This is a genomic window from Rania fehmarnensis, from assembly GCF_056494185.1.
The window spans coordinates 4,310,776-4,334,241 of record NZ_CM151398.1 but is presented as its reverse complement, the minus strand read 5'-3'; the positions used below and the strand labels follow the sequence as shown (position 1 = coordinate 4,334,241).

Annotated in this window: 19 protein-coding genes and 2 pseudogenes; 9 read left to right on the top strand and 12 right to left on the bottom strand. The window is 51.5% G+C overall.

Annotated features, from left to right (window positions below; all coding sequences use genetic code 11):
• Positions 1–66: 66 nt before the first annotated feature.
• Positions 67–795 carry a DUF2924 domain-containing protein gene (locus SH573x_RS14645; RefSeq protein WP_479356194.1) on the bottom strand — a complete coding sequence of 243 codons (729 nt, stop codon included), beginning with the start codon at positions 793–795 and terminating at the stop codon, positions 67–69.
• Between the two features lie 410 nt (positions 796–1,205).
• Between SH573x_RS14645 and SH573x_RS14640 the strand changes: the two genes are divergently transcribed.
• On the top strand, positions 1,206–1,610 hold the full coding sequence (locus SH573x_RS14640; RefSeq protein ID WP_479356193.1) for a DoxX family protein: 405 nt from the start codon (positions 1,206–1,208) through the stop codon (positions 1,608–1,610).
• Positions 1,611–1,780: 170 nt separating this feature from the next.
• Here the strand turns inward: SH573x_RS14640 and SH573x_RS14635 are convergent, their stop codons facing one another.
• On the bottom strand, positions 1,781–2,131 hold the full coding sequence (locus SH573x_RS14635; protein ID WP_479356737.1) for a glycosyl-4,4'-diaponeurosporenoate acyltransferase CrtO family protein: 351 nt from the start codon (positions 2,129–2,131) through the stop codon (positions 1,781–1,783).
• Positions 2,132–2,842: 711 nt separating this feature from the next.
• Between SH573x_RS14635 and SH573x_RS14630 the strand changes: the two are divergent.
• From SH573x_RS14630 to SH573x_RS14615, 4 genes and pseudogenes are all read left to right on the top strand, one after another.
• Positions 2,843–3,064: pseudogene (locus tag SH573x_RS14630) on the top strand (NADAR domain-containing protein); the annotation flags it as partial.
• 94 nt (positions 3,065–3,158) lie between these two features.
• Positions 3,159–3,353: pseudogene (locus SH573x_RS14625) on the top strand (helix-turn-helix transcriptional regulator); the annotation flags it as partial.
• A gap of 594 nt (positions 3,354–3,947) precedes the next feature.
• Entirely contained in the window at positions 3,948–4,430 is a 483-nt protein-coding gene (locus SH573x_RS14620; protein WP_479356735.1) for an ester cyclase, read from the top strand.
• A 140-nt stretch (positions 4,431–4,570) separates the two neighbouring features.
• Positions 4,571–8,809 carry a dockerin type I domain-containing protein gene (locus SH573x_RS14615; protein ID WP_479356191.1) on the top strand — a complete coding sequence of 1,413 codons (4,239 nt, stop codon included), beginning with the start codon at positions 4,571–4,573 and terminating at the stop codon, positions 8,807–8,809.
• 817 nt (positions 8,810–9,626) lie between these two features.
• Here the strand turns inward: SH573x_RS14615 and SH573x_RS14610 are convergent.
• From SH573x_RS14610 to SH573x_RS14590, 5 genes are all read right to left on the bottom strand, one after another.
• Positions 9,627–10,046 carry a glycosyl-4,4'-diaponeurosporenoate acyltransferase CrtO family protein gene (locus tag SH573x_RS14610; protein ID WP_479356733.1) on the bottom strand — a complete coding sequence of 140 codons (420 nt, stop codon included), beginning with the start codon at positions 10,044–10,046 and terminating at the stop codon, positions 9,627–9,629.
• A 258-nt stretch (positions 10,047–10,304) separates the two neighbouring features.
• Positions 10,305–10,694: a hypothetical protein gene (locus SH573x_RS14605; protein WP_479356189.1), complete on the bottom strand. Its 390-nt coding sequence runs from the start codon at positions 10,692–10,694 to the stop codon at positions 10,305–10,307.
• Between the two features lie 134 nt (positions 10,695–10,828).
• Entirely contained in the window at positions 10,829–11,290 is a 462-nt protein-coding gene (locus tag SH573x_RS14600; protein ID WP_479356188.1) for a M48 family metalloprotease, read from the bottom strand.
• A 154-nt stretch (positions 11,291–11,444) separates the two neighbouring features.
• Positions 11,445–11,765, bottom strand: a complete 321-nt coding sequence (locus tag SH573x_RS14595; protein ID WP_479356186.1) for a hypothetical protein — start codon at positions 11,763–11,765, stop codon at positions 11,445–11,447.
• Positions 11,732–11,953, bottom strand: coding sequence for a hypothetical protein (locus SH573x_RS14590; protein WP_479356184.1), 222 nt, complete (start codon positions 11,951–11,953; stop codon positions 11,732–11,734). The genes SH573x_RS14595 and SH573x_RS14590 overlap by 34 nt, the downstream gene beginning before the upstream one ends.
• A 708-nt stretch (positions 11,954–12,661) precedes the next feature.
• On the opposite strand from SH573x_RS14590, the gene SH573x_RS14585 reads away from it, so the two are divergent.
• The 3 genes from SH573x_RS14585 (at position 12,662) to SH573x_RS14575 (ending at position 15,218) form a co-directional block, all read left to right on the top strand.
• Complete coding sequence (locus SH573x_RS14585) at positions 12,662–13,498, top strand: hypothetical protein (protein WP_479356183.1); 837 nt, start codon at positions 12,662–12,664, stop codon at positions 13,496–13,498.
• Positions 13,495–14,250, top strand: coding sequence for a hypothetical protein (locus SH573x_RS14580; RefSeq protein ID WP_479356181.1), 756 nt, complete (start codon positions 13,495–13,497; stop codon positions 14,248–14,250). The genes SH573x_RS14585 and SH573x_RS14580 overlap by 4 nt, the downstream gene beginning before the upstream one ends.
• Positions 14,251–14,780: 530 nt before the next feature.
• Positions 14,781–15,218: a cupin domain-containing protein gene (locus SH573x_RS14575; RefSeq protein ID WP_479356179.1), complete on the top strand. Its 438-nt coding sequence runs from the start codon at positions 14,781–14,783 to the stop codon at positions 15,216–15,218.
• Between the two features lie 474 nt (positions 15,219–15,692).
• Here SH573x_RS14575 and SH573x_RS14570 read toward each other — a convergent pair whose 3' ends face one another.
• Positions 15,693–16,148: a hypothetical protein gene (locus SH573x_RS14570; RefSeq protein ID WP_479356178.1), complete on the bottom strand. Its 456-nt coding sequence runs from the start codon at positions 16,146–16,148 to the stop codon at positions 15,693–15,695.
• Positions 16,149–16,283: 135 nt separating this feature from the next.
• Between SH573x_RS14570 and SH573x_RS14565 the strand changes: the two genes are divergently transcribed.
• The gene (locus SH573x_RS14565) at positions 16,284–16,514 is read left to right on the top strand and encodes a hypothetical protein (protein WP_479356176.1); all 231 of its coding nucleotides are present in this window, start codon (positions 16,284–16,286) and stop codon (positions 16,512–16,514) included.
• A gap of 515 nt (positions 16,515–17,029) precedes the next feature.
• Here the strand turns inward: SH573x_RS14565 and SH573x_RS14560 are convergent.
• The 4 genes from SH573x_RS14560 to SH573x_RS14545 all read right to left on the bottom strand — a co-directional run bounded on the left by SH573x_RS14560 (position 17,030) and on the right by SH573x_RS14545 (position 23,408).
• Positions 17,030–19,657, bottom strand: coding sequence for a M56 family metallopeptidase (locus tag SH573x_RS14560; RefSeq protein WP_479356731.1), 2,628 nt, complete (start codon positions 19,655–19,657; stop codon positions 17,030–17,032).
• A gap of 460 nt (positions 19,658–20,117) precedes the next feature.
• Positions 20,118–20,510 carry a BlaI/MecI/CopY family transcriptional regulator gene (locus SH573x_RS14555; RefSeq protein ID WP_479356175.1) on the bottom strand — a complete coding sequence of 131 codons (393 nt, stop codon included), beginning with the start codon at positions 20,508–20,510 and terminating at the stop codon, positions 20,118–20,120.
• Positions 20,511–21,057: 547 nt separating this feature from the next.
• Positions 21,058–21,204: a hypothetical protein gene (locus tag SH573x_RS14550; RefSeq protein WP_479356173.1), complete on the bottom strand. Its 147-nt coding sequence runs from the start codon at positions 21,202–21,204 to the stop codon at positions 21,058–21,060.
• A 362-nt stretch (positions 21,205–21,566) separates the two neighbouring features.
• Positions 21,567–23,408 carry an Ig-like domain-containing protein gene (locus SH573x_RS14545; protein WP_479356171.1) on the bottom strand — a complete coding sequence of 614 codons (1,842 nt, stop codon included), beginning with the start codon at positions 23,406–23,408 and terminating at the stop codon, positions 21,567–21,569.
• Positions 23,409–23,466 lie beyond the last annotated feature (58 nt).

Here is a 23,466-nt window from a genome sequence, read left to right as displayed (position 1 = left end):
TCTTGTAAATCCTTGCTCGCTGTCTTCCCTTCGGATCAACCAAGCTGTGATTAGCTCCGCCAGTAGCTAATCGATCGAGACAGGCCATTTGTCACCTACTTTTTGACACTTCCGCGAGAGAGTGTCGAAAAATCGATCCTTGTCTCGACGCATCAACTGAAATTGTCGCTGAGTCGCCGAAGTCACCATGCGTCGGAAGCCACAAGAGTTCTGGTTCGAAGGAGAAGCAGTCGTGGAGAGAGCAAAGCTAGTTGACGGCCAGGAAGTGCCGCTGTCACTTCGCTCCTGCCTCGGACGACGCACACGCCTGATAGCCATCGACGGCGACTTCGCTCTGCTACCATTTCCAAACGGCGCAGTCCTAGAGAAGGTGCCGCTGCGGGATTGGGTGGATGATAGCGACGAAAAACGTTCGCCCTGAAACTCGATGCCATCTTCCAGAACCTTCACCCTTAGCGTCCGACCTTTGTATTCCCGCGTGATCACCGTCCCCGGCGTCAGTCCCACCACGGCGGCGCGTGGCGCTATCGGGATCGATACTTGGCCTTTGGGCGGGATCACCCGGATGTCGGCGTCGTTGGCTAGTTCTGCGGCCCTACGTCGGGCACGCTCGGATAGGCCGCGCAGTGCATTTGCCTGCATCCGCCAAGCGATCCGTATGATCAACCACGATTTGTTGTTCGTGCGCGTGTCCTCGCCGAACACGTCCTGGTACTTTTCCCGCAGCTGGCTGACCTTCATCTCTGCCATCAACGAAACCTCACGTTCCACGTAGGCCCACGTGGCAGCGTTCATGGCACGACCGTTCTCAAAGAATGGTTAGAACGAGCAAACATTCCCTTGAGAACATCCGCGCATTCGCTTATGGCGACTCCGCAGTTTTCGCGCAACGATGCACTTGGCACCTCACGGAGACCGGCCATGCGGAAGTAGCATCTCTTTTCGTGGTCAGAAAAGGACGGGTCGCCCGCTATCAACGATTCACTGAGGTGCATGCTGCACTAGTGGCTACCGGCCTAGACGAATCAAACGAAGTAAATCTGCCTAACAAGTAACGCCATGCTCGACCGCCCCACCCAAATCAAACGCATCTAAGCTGGTAAGAAGTTCAAGATCCGTACCGCCTTGTCGATTCCACCGTGTTCAGTTCGACTATCATTGAGCAATTAATCCAAGTACTCCGCCATCACAGAAGGTTTCATCTCATGTCTCCGAAAACACAGCGAATCATTGGGTGGGTCTTGACGGGCCTAGTCACGGCGATGCTGTTGATGAGCGGAGTTACAAAATTCCTCGACTTTCCCGGCAAGGATGAAGCGATGGCAACGCTTGGCGTGCCCGTCGCCTTGCTTCCCAAACTTGGAGTTTTGGAGATCTGTATAACTCTGCTCTACGTGATTCCTCGCACTTCGTTTTTGGGTGCGATCTTGATAACCGGCTATCTTGGTGGCGCGATCATGACGCACCTTCGAATTGCCGAACCATGGCAAGTTCAGCTTCTGGTCGGAGTGGTCGCTTGGATCGGCCTAGCGCTTCGTAGGCCAATTTTGTTCAAGCTGCTCGTGTCTGACCGAGAAGCCGTTCTGGTTGAGGAAACGAAGTTCCAGTAAGCCGACGTTTACTTCCTTGCCGACGAAGCTCCACAGGACGTACTAGTGCCAGGCAACCGGTTCCGGCTTTTCGATGGAAAGAAGTGTGTGGCGAATGGTATCCTGCTAGACTCGCGTCCTTGTTAACCCGCCCACCACTTTCTCCCCGCTCGGAAAAACTAACCCTCCAGTTAACAGCCAGCGCGAGTTTTGGAAGTTGAGGGAGTGCGAGCGCACTTATCTAACAGAGGTTGGAGTCGAAGCATGATGGAGCGCTGTAGAAGCACCGGGTAGAGATGAACGAGCACACCCGGCAACAGCATCCAAAGTGCGCCCCACGGGTGCCCGGTGAAAACCGCCAGAGCAGCGAACAACATGTGGATTACAAAGCAGGCTCCGTGCGCACCTGCACCGCCTCGCGCAGCCAGCGCTCGAAGGGTTAAGCGGGTTCTCGTAATTGACAACTCCCACGCGGGATAGACGTTGCGGCGATTCCATCCGGAGCGCTCAAGCAGCCAGCCGAAGATGCTGACTCCCAGCATGCGGTGGAGTAAGTGCTCGCCCGACGGGACGCGATGCCAAGAGGAAGGCAAACGTTTCAAAACCGGGACGGCCAGTCCGGGCGTTAGAATAAACGTCCAAAGAGTTAGTATTAGCGCACAGGCCGGATGGTCCGGCCCGTGAGCGCACAACCAGACCATCAGAACGCCCAGGCCGATCAGCATCCCGATCCAGTACGCCACTGCGGCGTGAGTGTCGTTGTTGATGATTGTTACCAGGTCCCTGGACCCGTTTTTCGTTGACGCTTCAATGTTCACGCGTTCTCGCCAAACTAGTGTTCGACCCTCGAAGAGTGTAGAGTTCTACCACTCTTCAACTGCGCAGTTTGGGCTTGAGAGCATTGCTTTGTCAATCGGCAAGTGTCCGCATTTCCGGGACTAGACACCAGTTGGGATCATTCGCTGCAGACTCTCGCCCCAGTTAACTCTTCGCCCGTTTTCTTTCCATTCGGAAAAACTAACCCGCTCATTGCCCGCATCAGCGAGGTCTTTCCAGGCACTGCAGTTATCGATCCAGATTACTACTCGACACTGCTTCAACGATTCGTTGAAGTCGCGGCTCAATGAAAGTGCGGAAGGCCGACGCCAGGGCTATCGTCGCAGAAGGCAACGTGCGCAAGTTCAGCCAGAACGGCTATCTGCGAAACTTCCTCTTGTCGACCGGCTACGCAGTCCTAGTCGAAAGCTGCACCACGCGATCAAATCTGGGGCATCGGACTCGATGCCGATAACCCTCGTGCACAAGAACCTACCCAGTGGCGCGGGCAGAATCTGCTTGGCTTTGCGCTCATGGATGTGCGGGAGAGCGTGCCATTTGAACCTCCGGAATGTGAAAATAGACTTCAAACGAACACAAAAAACTTCCAAACCAGTGATGGGTGGTTTGGTGGTGGTATATTAGTGGCTAGGTTATAATTTCTATCGCGATTTCACAACTCTGCAGCGGGTAAATGCAAATGCGTGGAGATTTCCTTATTTTGCTTTGTGGCTCGTCACCAATCTGATACGAATGATGTCGAATCCGAACGTACCTGGAAGGTCCAAGCGAATACGTGGATCGATGCTAAGAGAGCTAAGGAGTCGGTGTGGTTGGACTCAAGAAGAACTGGCAGCTCGATCAGGGCTAACTGACCGCTCAATTCGGAGTGCAGAGGCAGGGCGGCCTATTCAGCTAAGTTCTATCAGAGCCCTTTGTGATGTATTCAATCTGGAGCTGATGTCGTCGTTATCACCTACACAGTTGATGGAGGCCCAAGGGTTAGCTTCTACAACTGAAAACTCTGCGGTTCTTGATCGCCTTCTCAAGTATATGTTTAGCTCAAGTGACGACCACGCGTTGAACGATTTGTTTTCAGATCAAGTTGTTTACTTTTGTGAACTTGGAACGCTGTTGGGCCTTGCCGAAGTCGAACATCGCATTTCAGCTGTGAGGAAGTCGTGTGAGTTCTTATCCCCTACTATTCTGGGCACGCGTAGATCGGGTCAATACGCCGCGGCGAGTTGGGGGTTGTTGCCGACCCCGTCTCACGTGCCGAGTGATGCGGTGCAGTTTGGGGTGACCTGCGTTCGCATCAACGACGATCGAATCGAAGAGGCGTGGGATTTTCCTGCTTGCTCGTCGAAAGTCGAGGACTTTCCAGGGCCAACTTCGGAATCTGTAGCGAAGTCAGTTAAAGTTCATGGCCAGCTACTACGAGTTCACAGGACTGCCAATGCCCTCACTCAAGCGGACCTCGCCTTCCGGACAGGCCTTAGCGTTCGACTGATTCGTCTAGCCGAGTCAGGAAAGTCGATCTCGATGAAATCGAGTGAGCTGATCGCGAAGGAGCTTGGTATTCCCTGCGTATCACTAGAACGCCATGATGTTAGCAATCAACCAGTGTCCACAATGGCAGCGCGGGCTAAAGAGTTTCTAGAGCAGGTCTGGAATCATGAAAACTACTCGGTAATTCAGTCACACCTTTCCCCGCAATTTCGTTTTCATCATGAAGCCGGCGTGGTTTGTGATCGCGACGAAATGAAGAAGCGAATCGAGAATTTCCGCGGTTCCTTCAGCGATTTTGTTTTTGTGGTAACCAACACGGTCGACTTCGGGTCGTTCATCGTATGTAAGTGGCATGTGGAAATGACTCACACCGGACCTTGGACTGATTTGCAATCAACAGGAAAACGCGTCACTGTCAACGGAGCGAGTTGGGTCCATGTGGTCGGTGAGAAATTCGGTGACGCGTGGGACTTTTGGGACCCTCGGCTGGTTTATTCACAGCTGTCCAAAAAGTAGGCCCTGGACAATTGATGCCTATATTGCCGGTATCTTTCCTGTTCTGCTCCCGCCGCAATCGACACAATGTTTGCGAACAGAAGCACCAAAATCGCCCTGTTGGTTATGCAGATTCGTCACCACGCTGCTAACGCTGCAACATGGCGCTGTTGCAATTACACTTGCGAAACTTAGGATACGGAATCTACATCATGGAGACATCTCGAAAGCCAACGCGACTGTTGGCAGTGGAATCCCTTGAGTCACGGTGCGTACTTGAAGGAAATCCACTTCTAGATTTGTCTTCAATAAGAGCGGATACCAATCGTGATCGCGGCATAACTGCGATCGATGCATTACTTGTCGTAAACGCCGTTAACACTCAAAGCTCGATTACCGAGAGCAACGACGTAAACGGCGACGGTACCGTTAGTCCTATCGACGCGTTGCTAGTCATCAACATGATCAATGTGAACCGAGGTGTCGCCGACCGACCAGAACAAATCATGGGCGAGGCTAGCAAGTTCCTTACAGCATCGGAGCAAGAAACATTGCTTGCGCTGATCGTTGAATCTTCAAGTGCATTTGCCTCAGGTGCACTTACGACCGATCAGCTTATTCGGCAACTGGCAACTGTCAATTTGGCAACTGTCACGAAGGCCGGCGCAAAACTGATAATTAATGCTACTGTTCTCAATGACGCAGTTTTTGTTCAGCGTCTTCAACAAGACGGTGTGTTCAAAATCGTTGTATCCAACTTCGATGTTCGGACAATTCTGTTCCCATCCGTTGGTATTGAGGTAGTCGAATTAAATGGCCTCAAAGGAAACGATACCTTAGTAAATCTCTCCGAAGTGCCAATGGCAATTGCGGGCGGGGAGGGCAACGATGATCTGTCCGGAAATACTGCTCAAGACTCGTTGTTCGGTGAAAGCGGAGATGATCTGTTGTACGGAAGCAATAACGTCGACAGCATTATTGTCATTGGCTCAACTCTAAGAGTTGGAGGCACAGACAAAGCAGATGCTCTTTCTGTCGCGCAAAACGATGGCTACATCTACCTAAGGGATGACGGAAAAGACTTGTACAAGGTCTCAACAGGGGATTCAGTAAGGTGGCCGTACCACGTTATAGCGGGCGAAAACGTTACGCTGACTAGGGTCGAACTCCTTGGCAATGGTGGTGATGACACGCTCACGACCATCGCCAGCGATATTCTTACAGTCCTCGATGGAGGCGACGGGAATGACACGATTCAAGGCAGCGGTAATGCCGCTGATTTTCTAACCGGTGGTCCTGGTACCGACACTCTTAACAACAGCAAGCAGATCGATAACTTGAGTTGGCAGGGTATTAGTTTGGTGATTGAGGGAACTGTTGGTTCCGATGAGTTTTCGATGGTGCCCAATGGCGACCGTATTAAGCTCCTAACGCGTTCAGCGGGGCAGGTGAACTGGACCGAAATGTTTGGTAGTGGTTTGTGGGCACCTAGCCAAGTGGAGATTTCAGCGCTCGGTGGCGATGACAAGGTTGAGAATACTTCGGGATTTAGGCTCATTGCACACGGTGGTGCGGGAGCCGACACATTATCGAGTAGCAATTACAGCGATGGCCTATTCGGGGACGCAGGCGATGACGTCCTAGATGGCAGTCCGAACATCGATTCCATTTGGGTAGAGGCCGATTATGTACTTCAAGTCCATGGAACCGAAGCTGGCAATTCCATCCACGTCGCACAAAACGACGGTTTTATTCTGATTCGCGACGGGGTCAAGGATCTGGTGCTTCCCAGTTCGGGCGCGACGGTCAAATGGCCCTACACTTCCATCCCGTCATCGAATGTCAAACTGCGCCGTGTTGAAGTGTACGGGGATGGCGGTGATGACACGCTCACGACCATCGCCAGCGATATTCTTACAGTCCTCGATGGAGGCGACGGGAATGACACGATTCAAGGCAGCGGTAATGCCGCTGATTTTCTAACCGGTGGTCCTGGTACCGACACTCTTAACAACAGCAAGCAGATCGATAACTTGAGTTGGCAGGGTATTAGTTTGGTGATTGAGGGAACTGTTGGTTCCGATGAGTTTTCGATGGTGCCCAATGGCGACCGTATTAAGCTCCTAACGCGTTCAGCGGGGCAGGTGAACTGGACCGAAATGTTTGGTAGTGGTTTGTGGGCACCTAGCCAAGTGGAGATTTCAGCGCTCGGTGGCGATGACAAGGTTGAGAATACTTCGGGATTTAGGCTCATTGCACACGGTGGTGCGGGAGCCGACACATTATCGAGTAGCAATTACAGCGATGGCCTATTCGGGGACGCAGGCGATGACGTCCTAGATGGCAGTCCGAACATCGATTCCATTTGGGTAGAGGCCGATTATGTACTTCAAGTCCATGGAACCGAAGCTGGCAATTCCATCCACGTCGCACAAAACGACGGTTTTATTCTGATTCGCGACGGGGTCAAGGATCTGGTGCTTCCCAGTTCGGGCGCGACGGTCAAATGGCCCTACACTTCCATCCCGTCATCGAATGTCAAACTGCGCCGTGTTGAAGTGTACGGGGATGGCGGTGATGACACGCTCACGACCATCGCCAGCGATATTCTTACAGTCCTCGATGGAGGCGACGGGAATGACACGATTCAAGGCAGCGGTAATGCCGCTGATTTTCTAACCGGTGGTCCTGGTACCGACACTCTTAACAACAGCAAGCAGATCGATAACTTGAGTTGGCAGGGTATTAGTTTGGTGATTGAGGGAACTGTTGGTTCCGATGAGTTTTCGATGGTGCCCAATGGCGACCGTATTAAGCTCCTAACGCGTTCAGCGGGGCAGGTGAACTGGACCGAAATGTTTGGTAGTGGTTTGTGGGCACCTAGCCAAGTGGAGATTTCAGCGCTCGGTGGCGATGACAAGGTTGAGAATACTTCGGGATTTAGGCTCATTGCACACGGTGGTGCGGGAGCCGACACATTGTCGAGTAGCAATTACAGCGATGGCCTATTCGGGGACGCAGGCGATGACGTCCTAGATGGCAGTCCGAATGTTGACATGATTTGGGTTGAGGACGGGAAGGTACTGCAGGTGGCTGGCACCGACAGCAACAATGAGTTGAGTGTTGCTCAAAATGACGGGTACATCTACATCCGCGACAAGGGAATTGACCTTTCTCAGTTATCCAGCGGTGCGCCTGTTAAGTGGCCTTACGTTCATGTAGCCGGTTCTACAGTGAAACTGACCAGCGTCGAGCTCCTGGGGGGCGACGGAGATGATACGTTAACGAGCATCGCGAGCGACGTGATTACAGTGTTAAGTGGTGGTGCCGGGAATGACCAGTTGCTGGGGTCAAGTGGCAATGACGTACTTAATGGCGGTTCCGGTGGTGATCGTCTTGTTGGGAGCCAAGGTGATGACACGTACTGGTTCGACGACGTCCCTTTAGATACTTTCGAACTCGATTCAATACTGGAGAGCCGAGACGGCGGTTGGGATAAATTAGATTTTTCGGCTATGTCCATCAGCGTTACTGTGAAATTGACAGAACGACTTAACATCGCTTATTCCCAGTCTCGGCTAGTAATTCCGGCAATTGATGAAGTCGGCGCATTTCTAGAGGAGGTACAAGGGGGAATCGGGGACGATTACATTTTTGGCAACAGTGGTGATAACAAAATTTATGGTGGACCCGGAAATGATCAGCTGGATGGCAGCTCAGGGAATGACATTCTCTTTGGAGATTCAGGGAACGATGGACTCTTTGGAGCTGAAGGTAGTGACTCGCTCAATGGCGGTGGTGGCTTCGACAGATTTTTGGTTAATGCAGAAGAGCATCCTTCCTTCACATCGTACAGGGGTGACACCATGGAGGATCGCGACAGTGACGATGCGTTGTTGCTGTTTATCGACGCTCAAATGAGTTGGGGCGATTCCGAAATTCGCAGGGCCGGAAGCCTTTTCAATGACCTTGTAGCTGCAACTGGCAATAACAGACTGTTGCGGCTGTCCCACACAGAGGCACCGCTCCGCTTTTACAGACAAGGATACAAAGCAAACACCCTTGGCGATAATGACAGCGACGGTACTATAAATATGTATCAATTGGCATTCGACCCATCCAACTGGTGGAATCCGGAATTGGTGTTGTGCCACGAAATTGGCCATAACTGGGATACACTTCACGAGGCTGAAGACAACCCTTTTTGGGGAAACTTCTTAGCAGCGCGGGCAGGTGGCGAAGGTTATACATCGGAATATGCTAAAGAAAGTCCATTTGAAGACTTTGCGGAGTCGTTCGCCAACTACTTCGTTCAATATGAAAATCTTTGGATCGGAAGTCGCGAAGTCATCAGAGAAAAACTTGACGTGGTAGGAAATCTCATTCAATGGTTGCGCTAAGTCGTTCGGGATTGGTGCGCGTCGAATCTCGGTATGCGCGCCCCAGTTAACCCGCTGCAACCTTTCCTCTCGTTCGGAAAAACCAACCCGCCAGTTAACAGCCAGCGCGAGTTTGCTACCACCGGTTCTCCGGCTGCAGACCACCGCTACGCCGCCACCACACCTTTTCCCTTGCAAATGCGTTATCTCTCGCGCCAGATTTCGAAGAGGGTTGGGTTCGGGGAGCTTTGGCTTCCAAGTGCCGAAATCTCACTACCCAAGTTTAAACGCCTGGAGCTGTTAAACAGCTCTCGGGCGTTTTTCGTTTCCACCAACAAATTCGTTGGTTCTGCGAGTCTCGCGCCTCAAAAGTTCGAAGAGGGTTGCTCTCGGGACCCCGAACCAAACCCATCGGGTTGGGATCGGTACCTATGCGCGAGGTATCGAACTTTCTGACTCTCTTTTAACAGCTAAACTGGGGAGTTAACAGGGTCTCGTTTCAGACCGAAAAGGTCTGATTTTCATGTGCGAGACTAACGCCAGCTGTGCGGCGAATCCAGATTCAGATCCGGAAAATGGAATCACCAATCGAGGAGCGCCTGATGACAGTGGGCTGATGCGTTCATGCTAGGTATGCAAGACTACTTTGTGTGGTGAGAATTCCCGAATACGAAAATCAACATCCTGACAGGATCAAAAAATGGACTTCAGTTTTGCAGACAATCATGCGCTCATTTCAGGTTCTAGTCATCGCAAAGACGTTACTCAGCGAGTGGTCACCAGCTACTGTTCGATCATCGCAGGGTCTAATCCTCTAGATGGTCGGCCATTGAGACTCTTATAGGATTGCTTTGTTGTTCTTTGCGTATCGACGCATGCGAACGCGTTTATACCGTTGATGAAACACGGGAAACAGGTTAAAGACTAGGTTCGTTCCAAGTATCAACATGCCTATAAAATATTGTTTCGAATAAAATGCATGAAACACCGTCAAGGTTCCGGCCAGGAAGAATGCAAGATGCCATCGTTCATTGGAGTATGTGCCATTAAGATGCTTCAGCAACGAGGCGCGGTCGTGGATGACGCGATAGGTAGGCTCGATTCGTCGCAAAAATCGGTTTATCAAATCACCATCCGTTGCGAGGTAGCGAAACCATCGTAACCCGAGTCTAGGATAGAAACCTCCGTATTCAAAACTGCGAGGTATGAAATACGATTGCGGCAGAAAGAACGGGAGGCACGATACCGCACATCCCATGAGAAAAACAAAGCCGGAAGGAACCGGCACTTCGAAATGAAAGGGCCTTGTCGGCGGGTAGAACCTCAACCAGTAATACGCCATTAGCCCGAACCACTGTCCAGGCAGTACAAGAACGGCTGTGTTGAGCCTGTCACGCCACTTCTCAAGTTGATCCACTTAACTTACTCTCCAGCCAAACGGCACGGTTCAGCGGGCGGCGAAAGTTTCAACCATAGCCCAAACGGTCGCCACCGCCGCCTCCACTACATGCGATGGTTACCCGCCGTTGGATTGCGATTCTCGTTCCATCCGTCGAAGACACCATCGCGTCGAAACGTCACCGCGCCGATACAAATCAAGCAAATCCGGTGTAGCCGCCCGTCTGTTCGGAGCGAAGCCGATCCATCGCGGAAAAGTTGAAGTGTAGCAGTCCCACATGGTGGTGTCATCCATCTTTGTACCCCGGATCAAGTGCGTACGAAGGTTGAAGACCATACGCAACGACCAGATCAGCTCGACAGGCATGTCCAATGTGGTTTCGTCTGACCAAATCAATGCATCGGACATCACATCGTACCGTGCGGTCGCGCTGGGATCAGCGGCATCGATCCCATTGAGCACATGAGCATGCTCGATTAGCACTGGATCTATTTTGACGTGCGGCATCGCATTGCAATTCTTAGCGAGATCAATCGGTCCCGTCGCAAGTCAGTGGGGTAACGACTCCGTTCACCCAGCCCGCGAGATGAAGGTAATTTATTTCAGAAGCACCTGAACGCGGGGTTGGGTGCAACGGTTGGTTACCGGCCTTCTGAATCACGTTCCGGCATCCCAGCATCGTCACGTTCGTCATTGTAATCGAGTTCATCGGATTCAGCCAACCGAGTAAACCGACCGAACGCAGCATACTTGAAGCCGGGATAGCCAAAAACAATAAGTCCAAATAAAGCTTTGAGCGCTGTGGTTGACGAGCGACGTCCATCGCCGAACCATTGGCCTGATACGATCATTAAAATGAGATATGCGAAATAGCCAACAAAGACAATGCCGCCGACGATTCGCCAGCACCAATTGAAGCGACGAGAATCATATAGACCGAAGAGTGTGAAGGTGGCGAGTGCTTCGAATGCCCCCAATACTATCCATCCAGGCAACCCGACAGGATTCGAAAGAAAGGGCAGGAGCGCTAGCGTCAGGACGATGAACGGCGCTGTACACCAAAACATGAATCGCGTCGGCCTTGGAAGGTTCTGGATTCGCACGGATTCTTAATCCCGTCTTCCCGGTAACGTTTGCGATCAGCCGGTTCGAGCGTTTGATTGGTTAGTAAGTTGACACGATCGAAAACTCGGTTGCATCGAATTGTTCCCGATGTTTTTCTGCACCCGGCAATACGGCGTGAAGTATAGCTATAGGTCAAGTTGAAAGCCACGACGAGGCGTCCTTAACGGCCGTTGTAGTCGATCCGGAAACAAGTAGCTCAACGACCCGAGTTTGTTCCTGGGGCGTTAGCGTGGCCCACAGGTCATCGAATTCCGACAGTGCTTTGGACGCTTCTTCGGGGTCGATGATGACGACGGCGGCTTTGGCTTCGTGGAGTTCGGTGGCTCGTTGCTCGGCTGCGGAAAGGCGTTCGTGTAGGTCTGTTTGTCGGTTGGTTGGAGCGGATGGTAGTTCTTTGGTCCATGCGGCGACGTCCTTCTTCAGCCGAGCCAGTTCCCGGTCCAGCGCCTCCACTTCTTCCCTCGCTCCTCTTCAATCGTCGATGCAGTCAGCGCCGGATCCTGGACAATGCTGCGGATATGCTGAACGACGTACTTCTCGATCTCCAGCGCGGGAATCGACTTCGATGGACAGTTCGACCAGCCGGTCGTCTGCGCGTTGTCAAAGAGCAGCCTGGTCGAATCAAATGCTTGAATTGTCATCGAGCAGTCAAGTAGAGCTTTTTACAGTTGCAATCGGCGTTCCACAACTCGTTAACTTCTCTCTGCGACAATTTTTAAACGGCGCTTAGCTGGAGCGAGTGCCGATGCGGGATTTGGTGGATGATAGTGGGTATTGGAAGCGGTGAGTTTGTATGCGTCTAGTATTGACGGTCAAACCTGATGAAGTCGCCAAAGTCCGCCGATTCGTGGAACAACATCGCGACAACTTGCTCGTTCGTCGACGGCAAATCAGAAACCTGAACGACTCGCATCCGTTTCCATCGCGAGAAGAAATCTGGGAGGCAATTGTCGCATGCTTGCTCACAACTCAACAGAAGTCGGGGCCAACCAATCCCGTCACAAGATTTCTTCCGACCGAGCCGTTCCCCTTGTCACGTGATAACACACATGAGCCATGGTTTTGCGACGGCAGCAAGCGGTCGTGCCCAGAGTTTCGTAATGTTTTCCTAGCTGGCCCAGGGACGCACGAATTGGCGCACGCGACGTTTATCCCAGCCTACGCCTTGGAATACGTGTCGGCGCAAATTGTGGCCTCACGGAGCCGTTCGGGCAGCTCTTCCAGCGGAGGGATGTGACCGTAGTGGCCATTGTGCAAATGTGCAACTTGCCAAAACGTAGACGTGCGGCCGGCCCTTAATTACACTCTTCCACATACTCCACCGCATAACATAAAGGAAGTGCCGATAAATGAACATGCTTTATTCGAGGTTCGCTTTATTCATAGTCTGGCTGACTGCCTCGAATACGGGCCTCGGTGATTTCCTATATGCCTACGATGGCATGAACTATCCTGCAGGTAGTCAACTGGTTCAACAGAATGGCGGATCTGGCTTTCTTGGATTCTGGACTGCAACAGGTTTCAACATTGCAAGAACGAATTTCACGAATTCGGTGACCACATTGCAGTACAACGGACTTAGCACAACGGACGGTAGAACAACTGCATCCTCCGGACAGACAATCAACGGAATCGGTCGAAGTGTCGATACGAATGTATCACTAGCTGGAACTCACTATCTGAGTTTTTTGATAAGGCGTGAGAGTACAGCCGGGGCGTTCAATGGCTTTGGAGGCTTGTACCTGGACGGAGCATTTTTGGATGTGTTCGTCGGAAAGCCGGGCACAAACAACTTGTGGTCCCTAGAGGACCGGGGCGGTACTAACTCACTTTCAAGCAACGTGACTGCGAATGTGGGCGAAACAACCTTGCTGGTCTTGAAATTCGAAACGCACGTCAACTCCAGTCTAAACGATCGATTCGAACTATTCATAAATCCAGTAGTTGGGGCAGCAGAACCTACTGCCAACTTGATTCGGAATACACCAACCATCGGCAGAATGACGCAGATTATTCTGTACAACAGCGGCGATTTCAGCTTTGATGAGATACGAATCGGTGATACTTTTGCCTCTGTCACACCTCTCGCGACTGCAGTGCCGGAACCAGCCACCTTGAGCTTTTTAGCAATGCTTCCTGTCGGCGCGTTTGCAGTTAACAAGAGAAGAAGGAAGGTTATCACTTGAGCGACATGGCAGCTGGAACCACGGGACTTTGGCCGGAACCCATACTTCTCAAGACAATGAAATCCATCATGAATTGTTTGCGCGACTCACGACATGTTCTATTTGCATTGCTGGTACTTGCGATAATGCCTGCCTCCACCGGGAGTGCTGCAATTGTCTACAATCTCAATAGCTATGCCGGTGAGCAAGAAGGGGGAACGCTGTCAGGCTTCATAACAGTCATCGACTCGGCCGCAGTTGATGGATTCTTAGAGCCATCCGAAATAACCAACTGGCGTTTTACATTAAGTCACCCGACACTTCCGACACTGAACGTCGACTCGCTAACCGCCGTGAATCCATCTTTATACATGAGCGGCGCGTTCCTGAGCATAGATGCCAACTATATTTCATTGCCTGCAACGCAGTTTGTTTTTCAGGACAACATTTTCGGGATGGGCGAGAATACACCGGACAATAGTGCCTATATAGGGCTAATCGACTGGCGTCGCTCAATTCCAGGAGTGTCTGAGGTGTACGTCGCCAGAAACGGTAAGGGCACGCCCGGAATCGCGGATGACGACGTGTATTGGGAACGGAGTACGTTCGCAAGTGATCCCCCACTAACACTTGGCGGCCCGAACCCTTGGATCATTGCATCTGTCGTGGCCGTTCCAGAGCCAACGTCTTTGGGATTAGTCTCCTTGTTCGCTGTCGTTCCGCTCGCTCGTCGGGCTCGACTCAGTCGTAAGCTACCAGCACATGTAGAGTGAACGAAGCACCAAAGAAAAATTACTCGATCCGGTCGCTGCTGGTGATTATGACTTTGCTGGCGGTGTGGATGGCAGTGCCCAAAGACTTTGTGCACATGACATTCGGTGGAATAAGCCCGGTGCTGTTTTCGTTGACCTGCACTTGGGCGCACCAATCATTCCCGTGAATACTTGTTTTCACGCTTGTCTCGCGACTGTCCGGCAAACTTAGAATCTTGCTCTACGCGGAAGCCGTCATTGTACTCGCGTTTTGGGGGACCTATCGCGTTTGCGATTGCTGAGGGTAACATGATTTAGTGGGCAACTATCCAATCCTGCGTTCTGCTCTCTCGGCGGGCGGCCTATACCAAGGCTATGTTGAACTTTGCGATAAGCTGTATGATTGGCTTGATTATGAGCCAGTCGAGCCCCCGACGACCTAGTTGACGACTAGTCTGAGATCCACGACAACTGAACTTATGTAGTCACATGTCTCTAGCTCCAATCGATGTCTCCAACGCCAAACCTTTCGGACAAAGGATTTGCCAACCTTGCCAATTCAATCTAAAGCAACCCCCACAAAGATCGCGGCTAGCCAGTGGCTAGACTTAACCAGTCCTCTGCGGGGACTACTAGAGGGGAAAACACTTCAAACCGGCATTACATTAATCCGCTACGTTACTGACGTTACCGGCGAAGGACCATCGCTTCACGTTCATCCTTATGACGAGATATTCACGATATCTGAAGGGCGGGCGCGCTTCACCGTTGGAGACAAAACAATCGATGCTGAAGCCGGTGACATTGTCTTCGGGCCAGCAAACATTCCACATGGCTATCAGAACTTGGGCCCAGGACGTCTTGATTCGCTGGATATTCATTTGAGCCCTGAGTGGATTCAATTCAACCTCGCGAACGGATGGGGAACAGCGAGGTTGCTCGTTTCCTCAGATTCGAAGGTGAGTGAAGCGAAATCGGACTCATGTTAACGGATCGGAATTTGCCCCCACCAAATCGATTGCTCTAAGATGGAGACGCCTTGCAAAGACGACCGTTGCATTTTCGAAGTCTCAGAAACCTTCACAATTGCAAGTGTGTATGCAGATGGTTCCTAGCACCCCCCGACGACATTGCCGACCACTGGGCCGAGATCCAGAAAAGCCTATCCGATGCACTCGTGCAGAATCAGTCGCCGCTAAGGCTGGGATCAAAGATGAGTCGGTACGCATACCGTTTGCTGACTCAGACGTTTACCGCGTGGTGAAGATAGAGGGTGCCGAATTTCGCATGTTGGACCTGCTTGTCCCGAAGCGGCTGGATGACTCGCAGGCCATTCACTAGCTGGTCACCCAGCGATCGCTACCTTAGGCCCCTCATGGAATCCCGTTCGGCAGTTCCTTTACAACCTGTAAGTTACAAGCTGTAAGGTGTAAGGTGTAAGCAAGAAGTGATTAGCTTATACCTTATTCCTTGTCGCGCAAAGCTTTTCGAAAGACACGTTTGTCGTCAATTGATGAGCCATCATTTCGACCGAGTTCATTATTTGAAAACCGAACTTGGAATGGATAGACTATTAACAGGTGAAATGGCTCGCCTCCAGACCCGCGGTAAGGGTTTAACCTCGCCAAGAAATGTTGCACTATATGTGTGATTGCATTCTTCTCAGTCTGCTGTGGGTCCAGGCAACCAAGGAGAATGACATAGCCAAGAAACTCGTATCTCGTCCCAATATCGACCACCTGCGTGCACAAGCCAAGCGATTGCTCGTTGAACTCAGGCAGGGGGACGTTTTCGTCATCAGCGGCTCTTGTAACGGAAAATCGCGATGGCGAAGCTGAGTGCCCAAGCCTTCCACCACGCTCGACGAAAAACCATAGTTGAAAGTCGATGCAAATGGATTTCTCGAATTCGATCATCACGTTCAAGATTCCAAGCCCATCAGTGGTAGGCCTGTTCAGCGCAAAGACCCGGCCTACGATCGATTCATGAAGCTCGCCAGCGTTTCGGTTGAATTCAACGTCCGTACGGAGGTCATCAAGTACTAACGTGTTCCAATGCCCACAGCTCTCAATAGTAGTGAACAACGTCAGGCGTTGGCGAAGCGAGCGATAAAGAAAATCGAACTGTTGATTGAAGTCTACGTCCTCTCTGATTGGTCGGGTAACGTTGGAATTCACCACGCCCGCGCGTTTGATCAACCATCAAGCAAAGCACCGTCGCGGGCTGTGGTGCAATTCTTAGTTCCCGATGTTTTTTTGAACCCGGCAACGCGGCTCGGAGTATAGCCGGTCTGCAGTCGAAGCCGCAACTGGTTTTGCCGATCGCCAGTTTCAACGATCAAGATTTTGAACCACGAAGATCACGAAGAGCACGAAGTTTCCGATTCAGTCCTTCGTGCACTTCGTGGTAGAAATCAATGATTCGGTCAACGAGCTTTGCGGCGCCTATCATGAACCTGCCAGCCATTTTGGCTGATCGTAGTAATCTTCGAAACAAGCCATCTCGAAGCAATGAGACCGGCAGAGATTCTACCGGCCCTTCAGGCCTGGACGTTCGCTGATGAGCGTTTACTCCTTCGATTCCAGACCAGCGGTCTGTGCAGCTAAGTTTCAATGCTCGGAGCGTTGGAGTCAAGCCAACTCAGTGTCCAGGCCTGAAAGGCCGATGGAACCTCTGCCGGTCGCCGTAAGGCACCGGCAGGCCGACAGCGCAACGGCCGGTACGAACAAGAGCAAGCATTAGTTTATGCATAAAGTCGGCATAAAGAAGCGTACCGAGGCGCGAGATCGTCAGTACCAATTTACTTTCCCGCTCGCTTGCTCAGTTCAACGCGGAAGTCCGGCAGGTCAAAATCCTCAAGCCCTTTTATCCTTGATCGGCTCATTTGATACCATTCGCGCCACCATTTGGCAGTCCACTGAGCGTCCACAATTGCTTGCATGTCAAACTGTTTTTCTTTGGCGATTGCATTGTAGAGTTGACGGACGAAGGCATTGCTCTCCTCCTTCATTCCTGCTTCGTCACATGCAACCCAGACACCAATCAGCATCGCAATCATGCGAGGATCAGGATACGACTCCAGTCCCTCGGCTGCGGTATCCAGTCGAGAATCTGCGATGGCGAGTTCGCGTCGAAGATAGTCCACGCGACCTTCAAACGTATCCATATTGGCAGGAAACGGTCGATAGGATTTTCCGTGTTCAGATTTTGGGAAGTCTGGAATTGGGACTGCCTGCACTTCTGGCGGAAAGCGATGTTTGTTCGCTTCCCACCACCGCCGCCACCACGCACCGTCATGATAGGGACTGTACTCGACACCAGTGAGATTCACACCCTTAAAAAAACCGAGTCCGTAGTATCCGAGTCCGTAGATCGTTTCGTATGAGTTATCCGAATCAATGGCTCCAATCAGGATTGGAATTCCCCGCAAATCCTGCTGCATGGAAAATAGCCACCCTAGACCAAAGTAATTAGGGCTATCCTCCTTAAGCTCTTGCTCTAGATAGGCCTTTAACCCCTCATGGGTATCCATGTCTGCCGGGAACGGCACATAGTCTTTACCAAACTCTGTCTTCGGGATGTCTCGAATGGCGACCTGCCGGAGAGGTTCGGGCATTCGCTGTCGGTGTTTCTCCCACCAGCGGCGCCACCACGGGCCATCGCGCATCGGTCTCAATTCCTCTCGAACCCACATCTCTCCAAGTCGAAAGGAGGTTAAAGCACCATCGATCGTGCCAATTGTTTCCCTGGAATTGTCACAATCCATAATGGCAATCAACTCAGGAATCGTACGCGGCTCACCCAACTCGGACAGTTTCCAGCACAGTTCATCGCGTATTCGAAATTCACCAGCTTTGTCGCTATTTTCATCCCGAGTGATCTCCTCAATCATTAGTAACATGGAGTCGATGGCTGCATCGCGATCAAGCTCGGCCAGTGCGATGGCAGCGGAAGAACGTAGCATCCATGGCCCCTTGGCATCGATCCATGACTGTAAGACAACCATGGATTCCAACGGACGCCCTGGGATTTGCCGAAGTAGCTTGCATGCATAGGCCATCTGGTCTTGATCGAGCGTGTTAGAGCGAATCCACTGTATGGGAAAGGCACCAATTCCAGATTCTCTGAGCGCGTTCCTCCGGACTTCGGACCACAGAGATTTCCACTTGTCGTCGATGGTTCGCTCCCGTTCCTGCAGCTTTTGAATCGCTTCTGTTGCAGGCAGTTTGTCGCACATCTGGGCGATCTCTCGATAGCCGTTCAGCAACACATCCTTGAGCGATTGTCCGCGGTGCTTCGCATACCACGCGGCGTATTCCGGCGAGCTCCTTTCGAATTTTTGCAGAGCCCAATAGCAAAGATAGTCTTGAGCGTAGTCTTGCACGACTGGATCGGCGTCCGTCATCCCGAGATGGAGTACCTTCAAAATGTTAGGACTTTCAGAGAACTGAAATGCTTTGAGGATGCCATTCTTGACTTGACCGACTTGAATCTGCGGCCAGGCACGTTCGATGATGGACAAACCTCTCTCTCGATCGAGTGCTACAATCTGAGGCCCATGTTCAAACGCTACAGGATTGTGAGATTTGGACGAAACCAGAATTGCGATCCACTCATCATCACTCCTCGACGGCACCTTTCGCGCGTCGTTTTTCTTTGCATCGCGTTTTTCATCGTCAGCAATCATTGTTGCGTTTTCGATCTTGGTCGACTGGCCCCGAAGAATTGGGATCGCAGTGCCCAGCAAGCATAGCGACGCAACGAGCTGAATTCCTAAGCGTTTCATTGACGAGAGAGGCTGTAGGTCGAGTTGAGTCACGTTACACAAGACCTGCATTCGTTGGGCAATATCCCCGACTTCATCCCCGATCGAGCTGAGGCAGGGCAAACGCAAACGAGGTTCAACAGCACACCGCGCGATCTGCAGCAATGCCTCCGCCAAGTTTCGACCGTCCCCTTCAATCTCGACGACTCTGTGATCGCAGAGAAGTTCACGAAGTTGGTCCAATTCCATGCTGCGTCGCAAAATCCACGGATGCCACCAATAAAGTGCATGGCACACTTCCTGTAACAGGCCGACATACGAGTCGCGTCGATCTAGGTGAGCCATTTCATGTATCAGGACGGCACGTTGCTGCTCCGGAGAAACTTGTGACGCAAAGAACTTCGGTACAACAATGATGGAGCTAAGAATTCCAAACGAAATCGGAACTGAATTCGACGACGATTGAAATATCTTTACATGGCCACGCAAACCGATCCGTTGTTGGGCTTGGTGCACAAGCAATAGCAGTTCCTGATCCTGGACGGCATCCAATCGCTTGAGCAAGAAGTGCAGCGATCGCAGATCTCGGACCAACCTGAAGAAGCAAACGAGCGAACCGATCAGCCAAGCCGTTCCAGTGAGAATCAAAGCCAAGCGAACCATTGAGACCCAACGGATCGTAACGGGCTGACTGGTATCGACGATGGCTATGGGACGATCGGTTTCGATTGGGACATGGATGGAGTTTACCTCTGCCGGCTTCCTGTCACTTTCCTTGTCACTTGGCCCAACACCAGGTTGGGCTCGAAACTGTTCGTCGATGTTTGGTTGCCAGCGTTCCGATGGCTCCCGAGGAACGTTTTCTATCTGGGCAATTTGTGAGAGCAATTCCCAGTCGAGATAAGCGACTCCAGATCGAGAAGCGATGGCCAGAGCTATTGGGGCGAGGAGAAACGTAGCAAGAAGGGCTAAGGTCAAGCAGTGGCGACTGGCGATCGTCCATCGTCGCGATACCGACGTGACAATGATTCCGAGGAGCGTCAAACCAACGAGGGCAATGAGCCAATTGAAAAGAAAAATCAGGGGGGAGTCGAGTTGAGTGCTTCCGAGCATGGCTTGGTTCCTATTTGGATCCAGGGGGATTCTTGTCGAGTATAGAACGCAGGTACTCAATGTCTTCCTTGCGGAGTCGTTTCGCCCCCAACAAGCTCATTACGAGTTTTGAGGCAGAACCGTCAAAGTAGTCATCCAGAAATTCACTGGCTATTTCTTTGTCAGTGGTGACTTTGGAAACAGCAGCGACATAGTGAATACCATCCTCGCGTTTGATTCGCTTGAGCCAGCGTCGTTCGACCAAGCGATCAAGTAGATTCTGTGCGGTTGTTCGAGCAATGGATCGTGAGGCATCCATCCGTGACCATACCCCTGTCACCGTCACCCCTATTTCTCCCGCATGCCATGCCATCTGCATGATCGAATGTTGTACAGGGGTCAATTTTCCATCTGGTGTCGCCATCGAACTCTTTCCTGCTTCTACGTCGTATCTCAGTGTTGAATCGACGACAGTGTGCAGACAACTGTCGGCAAACATCCTACAATTGCCGACAGATGTCGGCAATGGGAGTTCTAGATTTTTCTCACAAAGCGTGTGCTGTCTAACAACCACTCCACGTTTAAAAAAACGACGCGCTAGTTCGTAGATTGATATCAAACGTTGACGGTCAGCCTCGCTCGCACGCCTGAGGACCAAGTAGAGCAATTGCAACCGGCCCATCGTTGTGGATGAACTCGTCATCCATGTCGTCGAGGAGCAACTGTCCTAGGAGATCGCGCTGTACACTCGCACGTATTCTTAATTCCGTCTTACCGAATTTTCGGGGTCAGGTCTCATTTTCGTGACTCAGCGAGCGCCCACCAAAATTCTCGCTTGGCGCATTACCTCGGGGATGCAACGGAAAGGTAAAGTATAAGGCGGGAATGCGATTGGCAATTCATGGGCTGATACTGCATCAAGACTATGGCATTTGGTCCATTTGGGTTTACACTGCCTCCCTGCGCAGCAACTAGTCGACGGTTGCCCTAACGTCGAAACGCCGAATGAGTCCATCTTCCATCTGGAAAAAGTGGACCCCGGTTTTATCGAAAATGACCTCGCCGTCGAGGTCGCGCGCTGTGAGGTTGGTGCCGTGGTGGTGGGCGATGAAGTGCATGGTGGTAATATAAGGGGTTCTTTTGCTGAATCCAGTGCGATACCATTGCGGCGTGCAGTTGATTGGACGACACATGCCGATAGTTTACCAGTTTGACCAAGCACTTCAGGTGCTTGCGGTCCGAGCATTTAGTCATGTCACAACTTGCGAACGTGCGCAGTTCGTTGAAACTGTCCTCAATACTCGCTGAGTAGATGGATCGAGCAAATCTGTCGGTTGAAACGTTGCGGGGATATGCTCTGAATGATGCTGAACGCTTACAGTGAGCCAATTATGCAGACTGCCAGAAGCGGGAGCGGCGAAGCAATGAACAAGGCTACACCACCACGGAGCAGATGAAGCGGACAGACACCTGCCGGAACTCACCTTACGCGGCGGCGACCGAGTTGCTCTGCAACATCGAATAAGAAAGCTGAATCCTCAGCCGAATCGCCATACCAATACGAATCGATCAATGAGTCATCGACCGCAAAAGTCTTCGTCTGGTTCCCAACGTGCTGAGTCTCATTTATATGAAGACCTTCGAAGAACCTGGCCCTTTCGCCTTCCCCTTCTGCATTGAGACGTGCGAGATTGAGATCGTTGATTACCAATAAAGCATCAATCGGTGTCACTTGATAGTCGGCATTCACATCCAAATAAGGAGGAGCGCCGCCGCCGAGGTCTTCAATCGGCGTTGCGCCTCTTTGATTCAACTGGTTGACAATTAACAGTGCATCCAGCGCGGTGACGTTGGTATCGCCAGTAACATCAAACCTGTTACTCGGATTCTGGTAGAGGCTCCCATCTATCGTAATGATGACTTCTGCTGGCAGTGAACGAACGCCTAAAATATTCTCAATGGAATAACGAAACTGGGATTGTCCTAAGTACTTGGCCGCGGGTGAAAAGCGAATTTTTCCTTCGCTGACGGTTGCTTGCCCGTTGGTGGGCTGCTGTTCGATTCGCAGGGAATCCGGGACGAGTGGGCTCTGGACGAATGTGTCGTTGGCTAAAACATCGATAACAATGTCTTCATCGCGGCGAGCGCGACCTGCATCCCCGTTCGCATTGGGCCTTTCATTCAACAAAAGTTCGACTTGTGCAACATTCGAAATGGCACCGTTTACGTGGCGGATACGATAGGTGAAAGAGTCATTTCCAACTGAGTTACCAGTAGGTACGAATTCGATCTTTCCTTGCTTGACTTGGACGGTTCCTTTGCTCGGCTGGCTCACAATCTCAAGGCTGTTCAGTGCCAAGCTCGGGTCAAAATCGAGGTCATTGGCGGCAACGCTTAGTAATTGCGATTCTGTGATCAGTACCTCAAATTGGTCATTCACTGCGACCGGTTGATCGTTGACATTAGTTACTTGGATCGTAAACGGGGTCGCTATCCAGACGCCCTGGGCATCTGTGTTTCTTACGAGAATTGAATACGACGCCTTTGTTTCGAAATCGATCGGTACCCTCGCTTTGAGGACGTTCCCAGAGACTTCGAACGCACTATTCTCTAGTCCGCCATCAGCCAAATCAAAGGTATACCCAGCGCTACCAGCCGTGGTGGAAAGTGTTCCAATGACCGTGCCAATCGGGATGTTCTCGCTCATCGAAAGTTCACTTAAGGTATTTCGAGGTACCTTAGAATCGAGGGTATCGACCACTGGCAGTCCTGCTTTACTTTTGATCGTCACCCCTAAGTCTTCAAGAACGGCTAAGTCGAGTTTGCCAATATCCAGGCGGTTACCTTCATAGTTGCCGAATTGAAACAAGAGTCCGGAGGTTAGCGTATTACCAGGCAGATCAACATTGCCATAGTGGTCCTGCAACGCTCCTCCTAACCTTGGTGCCAGCGGTAGCTTTCCACCAAACACCTGTTCAGTAGCACTGCCAATGAAATAGTCGGTCCCGTCGATAGTTGTGGTGTTATTTCGAAACTCTTGAGTTGCGGCGAAGAAACCCATCCCGTGAAAGACTTCATGAAGAAAGACGCCGATGTAATCAAACTTCCCCGCTGGAACATCTGCTGGAACGTAATCGATCGGATTGGGATCGAACCAGACAGGGAGTCCATAATTCCGAATTTGGCCATCATCACCCAAGTAGATCGTCATGCCGACATCGGCGGCAAGCGGTTGGCGATCGATTCCTGTCTTGAATTCATAGAGCGTATCATTGCTCCAATCATTGTCGATCCACGATACGCTAGTTATCGATGGCAGCAAACCATTCGTGTTCGGAAAGGGATTGTCGGATGCAGGGCGAACGCGAACCTCAGCGTCA

Excerpts from the sequence above, each read along its gene's own strand:
- SH573x_RS14635 (WP_479356737.1), bottom strand. The coding sequence starts at position 2,131 with ATGCTGGGAGTCAGCATCTTCGGCTGGCTGCTTGAGCGCTCCGGATGG.
- SH573x_RS14555 (WP_479356175.1), bottom strand. The coding sequence starts at position 20,510 with ATGGCGACACCAGATGGAAAATTGACCCCTGTACAACATTCGATCATG.
- SH573x_RS14560 (WP_479356731.1), bottom strand. The coding sequence starts at position 19,657 with ATGGTTCGCTTGGCTTTGATTCTCACTGGAACGGCTTGGCTGATCGGT.
- SH573x_RS14590 (WP_479356184.1), bottom strand. The coding sequence starts at position 11,953 with ATGACAATTCAAGCATTTGATTCGACCAGGCTGCTCTTTGACAACGCG.
- SH573x_RS14585 (WP_479356183.1), top strand. The coding sequence starts at position 12,662 with ATGAACATGCTTTATTCGAGGTTCGCTTTATTCATAGTCTGGCTGACT.
- SH573x_RS14620 (WP_479356735.1), top strand. The coding sequence starts at position 3,948 with ATGAAATCGAGTGAGCTGATCGCGAAGGAGCTTGGTATTCCCTGCGTA.
- SH573x_RS14605 (WP_479356189.1), bottom strand. The coding sequence starts at position 10,694 with ATGCCGCACGTCAAAATAGATCCAGTGCTAATCGAGCATGCTCATGTG.
- SH573x_RS14610 (WP_479356733.1), bottom strand. The coding sequence starts at position 10,046 with ATGGGATGTGCGGTATCGTGCCTCCCGTTCTTTCTGCCGCAATCGTAT.
- SH573x_RS14565 (WP_479356176.1), top strand. The coding sequence starts at position 16,284 with ATGCCCACAGCTCTCAATAGTAGTGAACAACGTCAGGCGTTGGCGAAG.
- SH573x_RS14615 (WP_479356191.1), top strand. The coding sequence starts at position 4,571 with ATGGCGCTGTTGCAATTACACTTGCGAAACTTAGGATACGGAATCTAC.
- SH573x_RS14645 (WP_479356194.1), bottom strand. The coding sequence starts at position 795 with ATGAACGCTGCCACGTGGGCCTACGTGGAACGTGAGGTTTCGTTGATG.
- SH573x_RS14640 (WP_479356193.1), top strand. The coding sequence starts at position 1,206 with ATGTCTCCGAAAACACAGCGAATCATTGGGTGGGTCTTGACGGGCCTA.
- SH573x_RS14550 (WP_479356173.1), bottom strand. The coding sequence starts at position 21,204 with ATGCACTTCATCGCCCACCACCACGGCACCAACCTCACAGCGCGCGAC.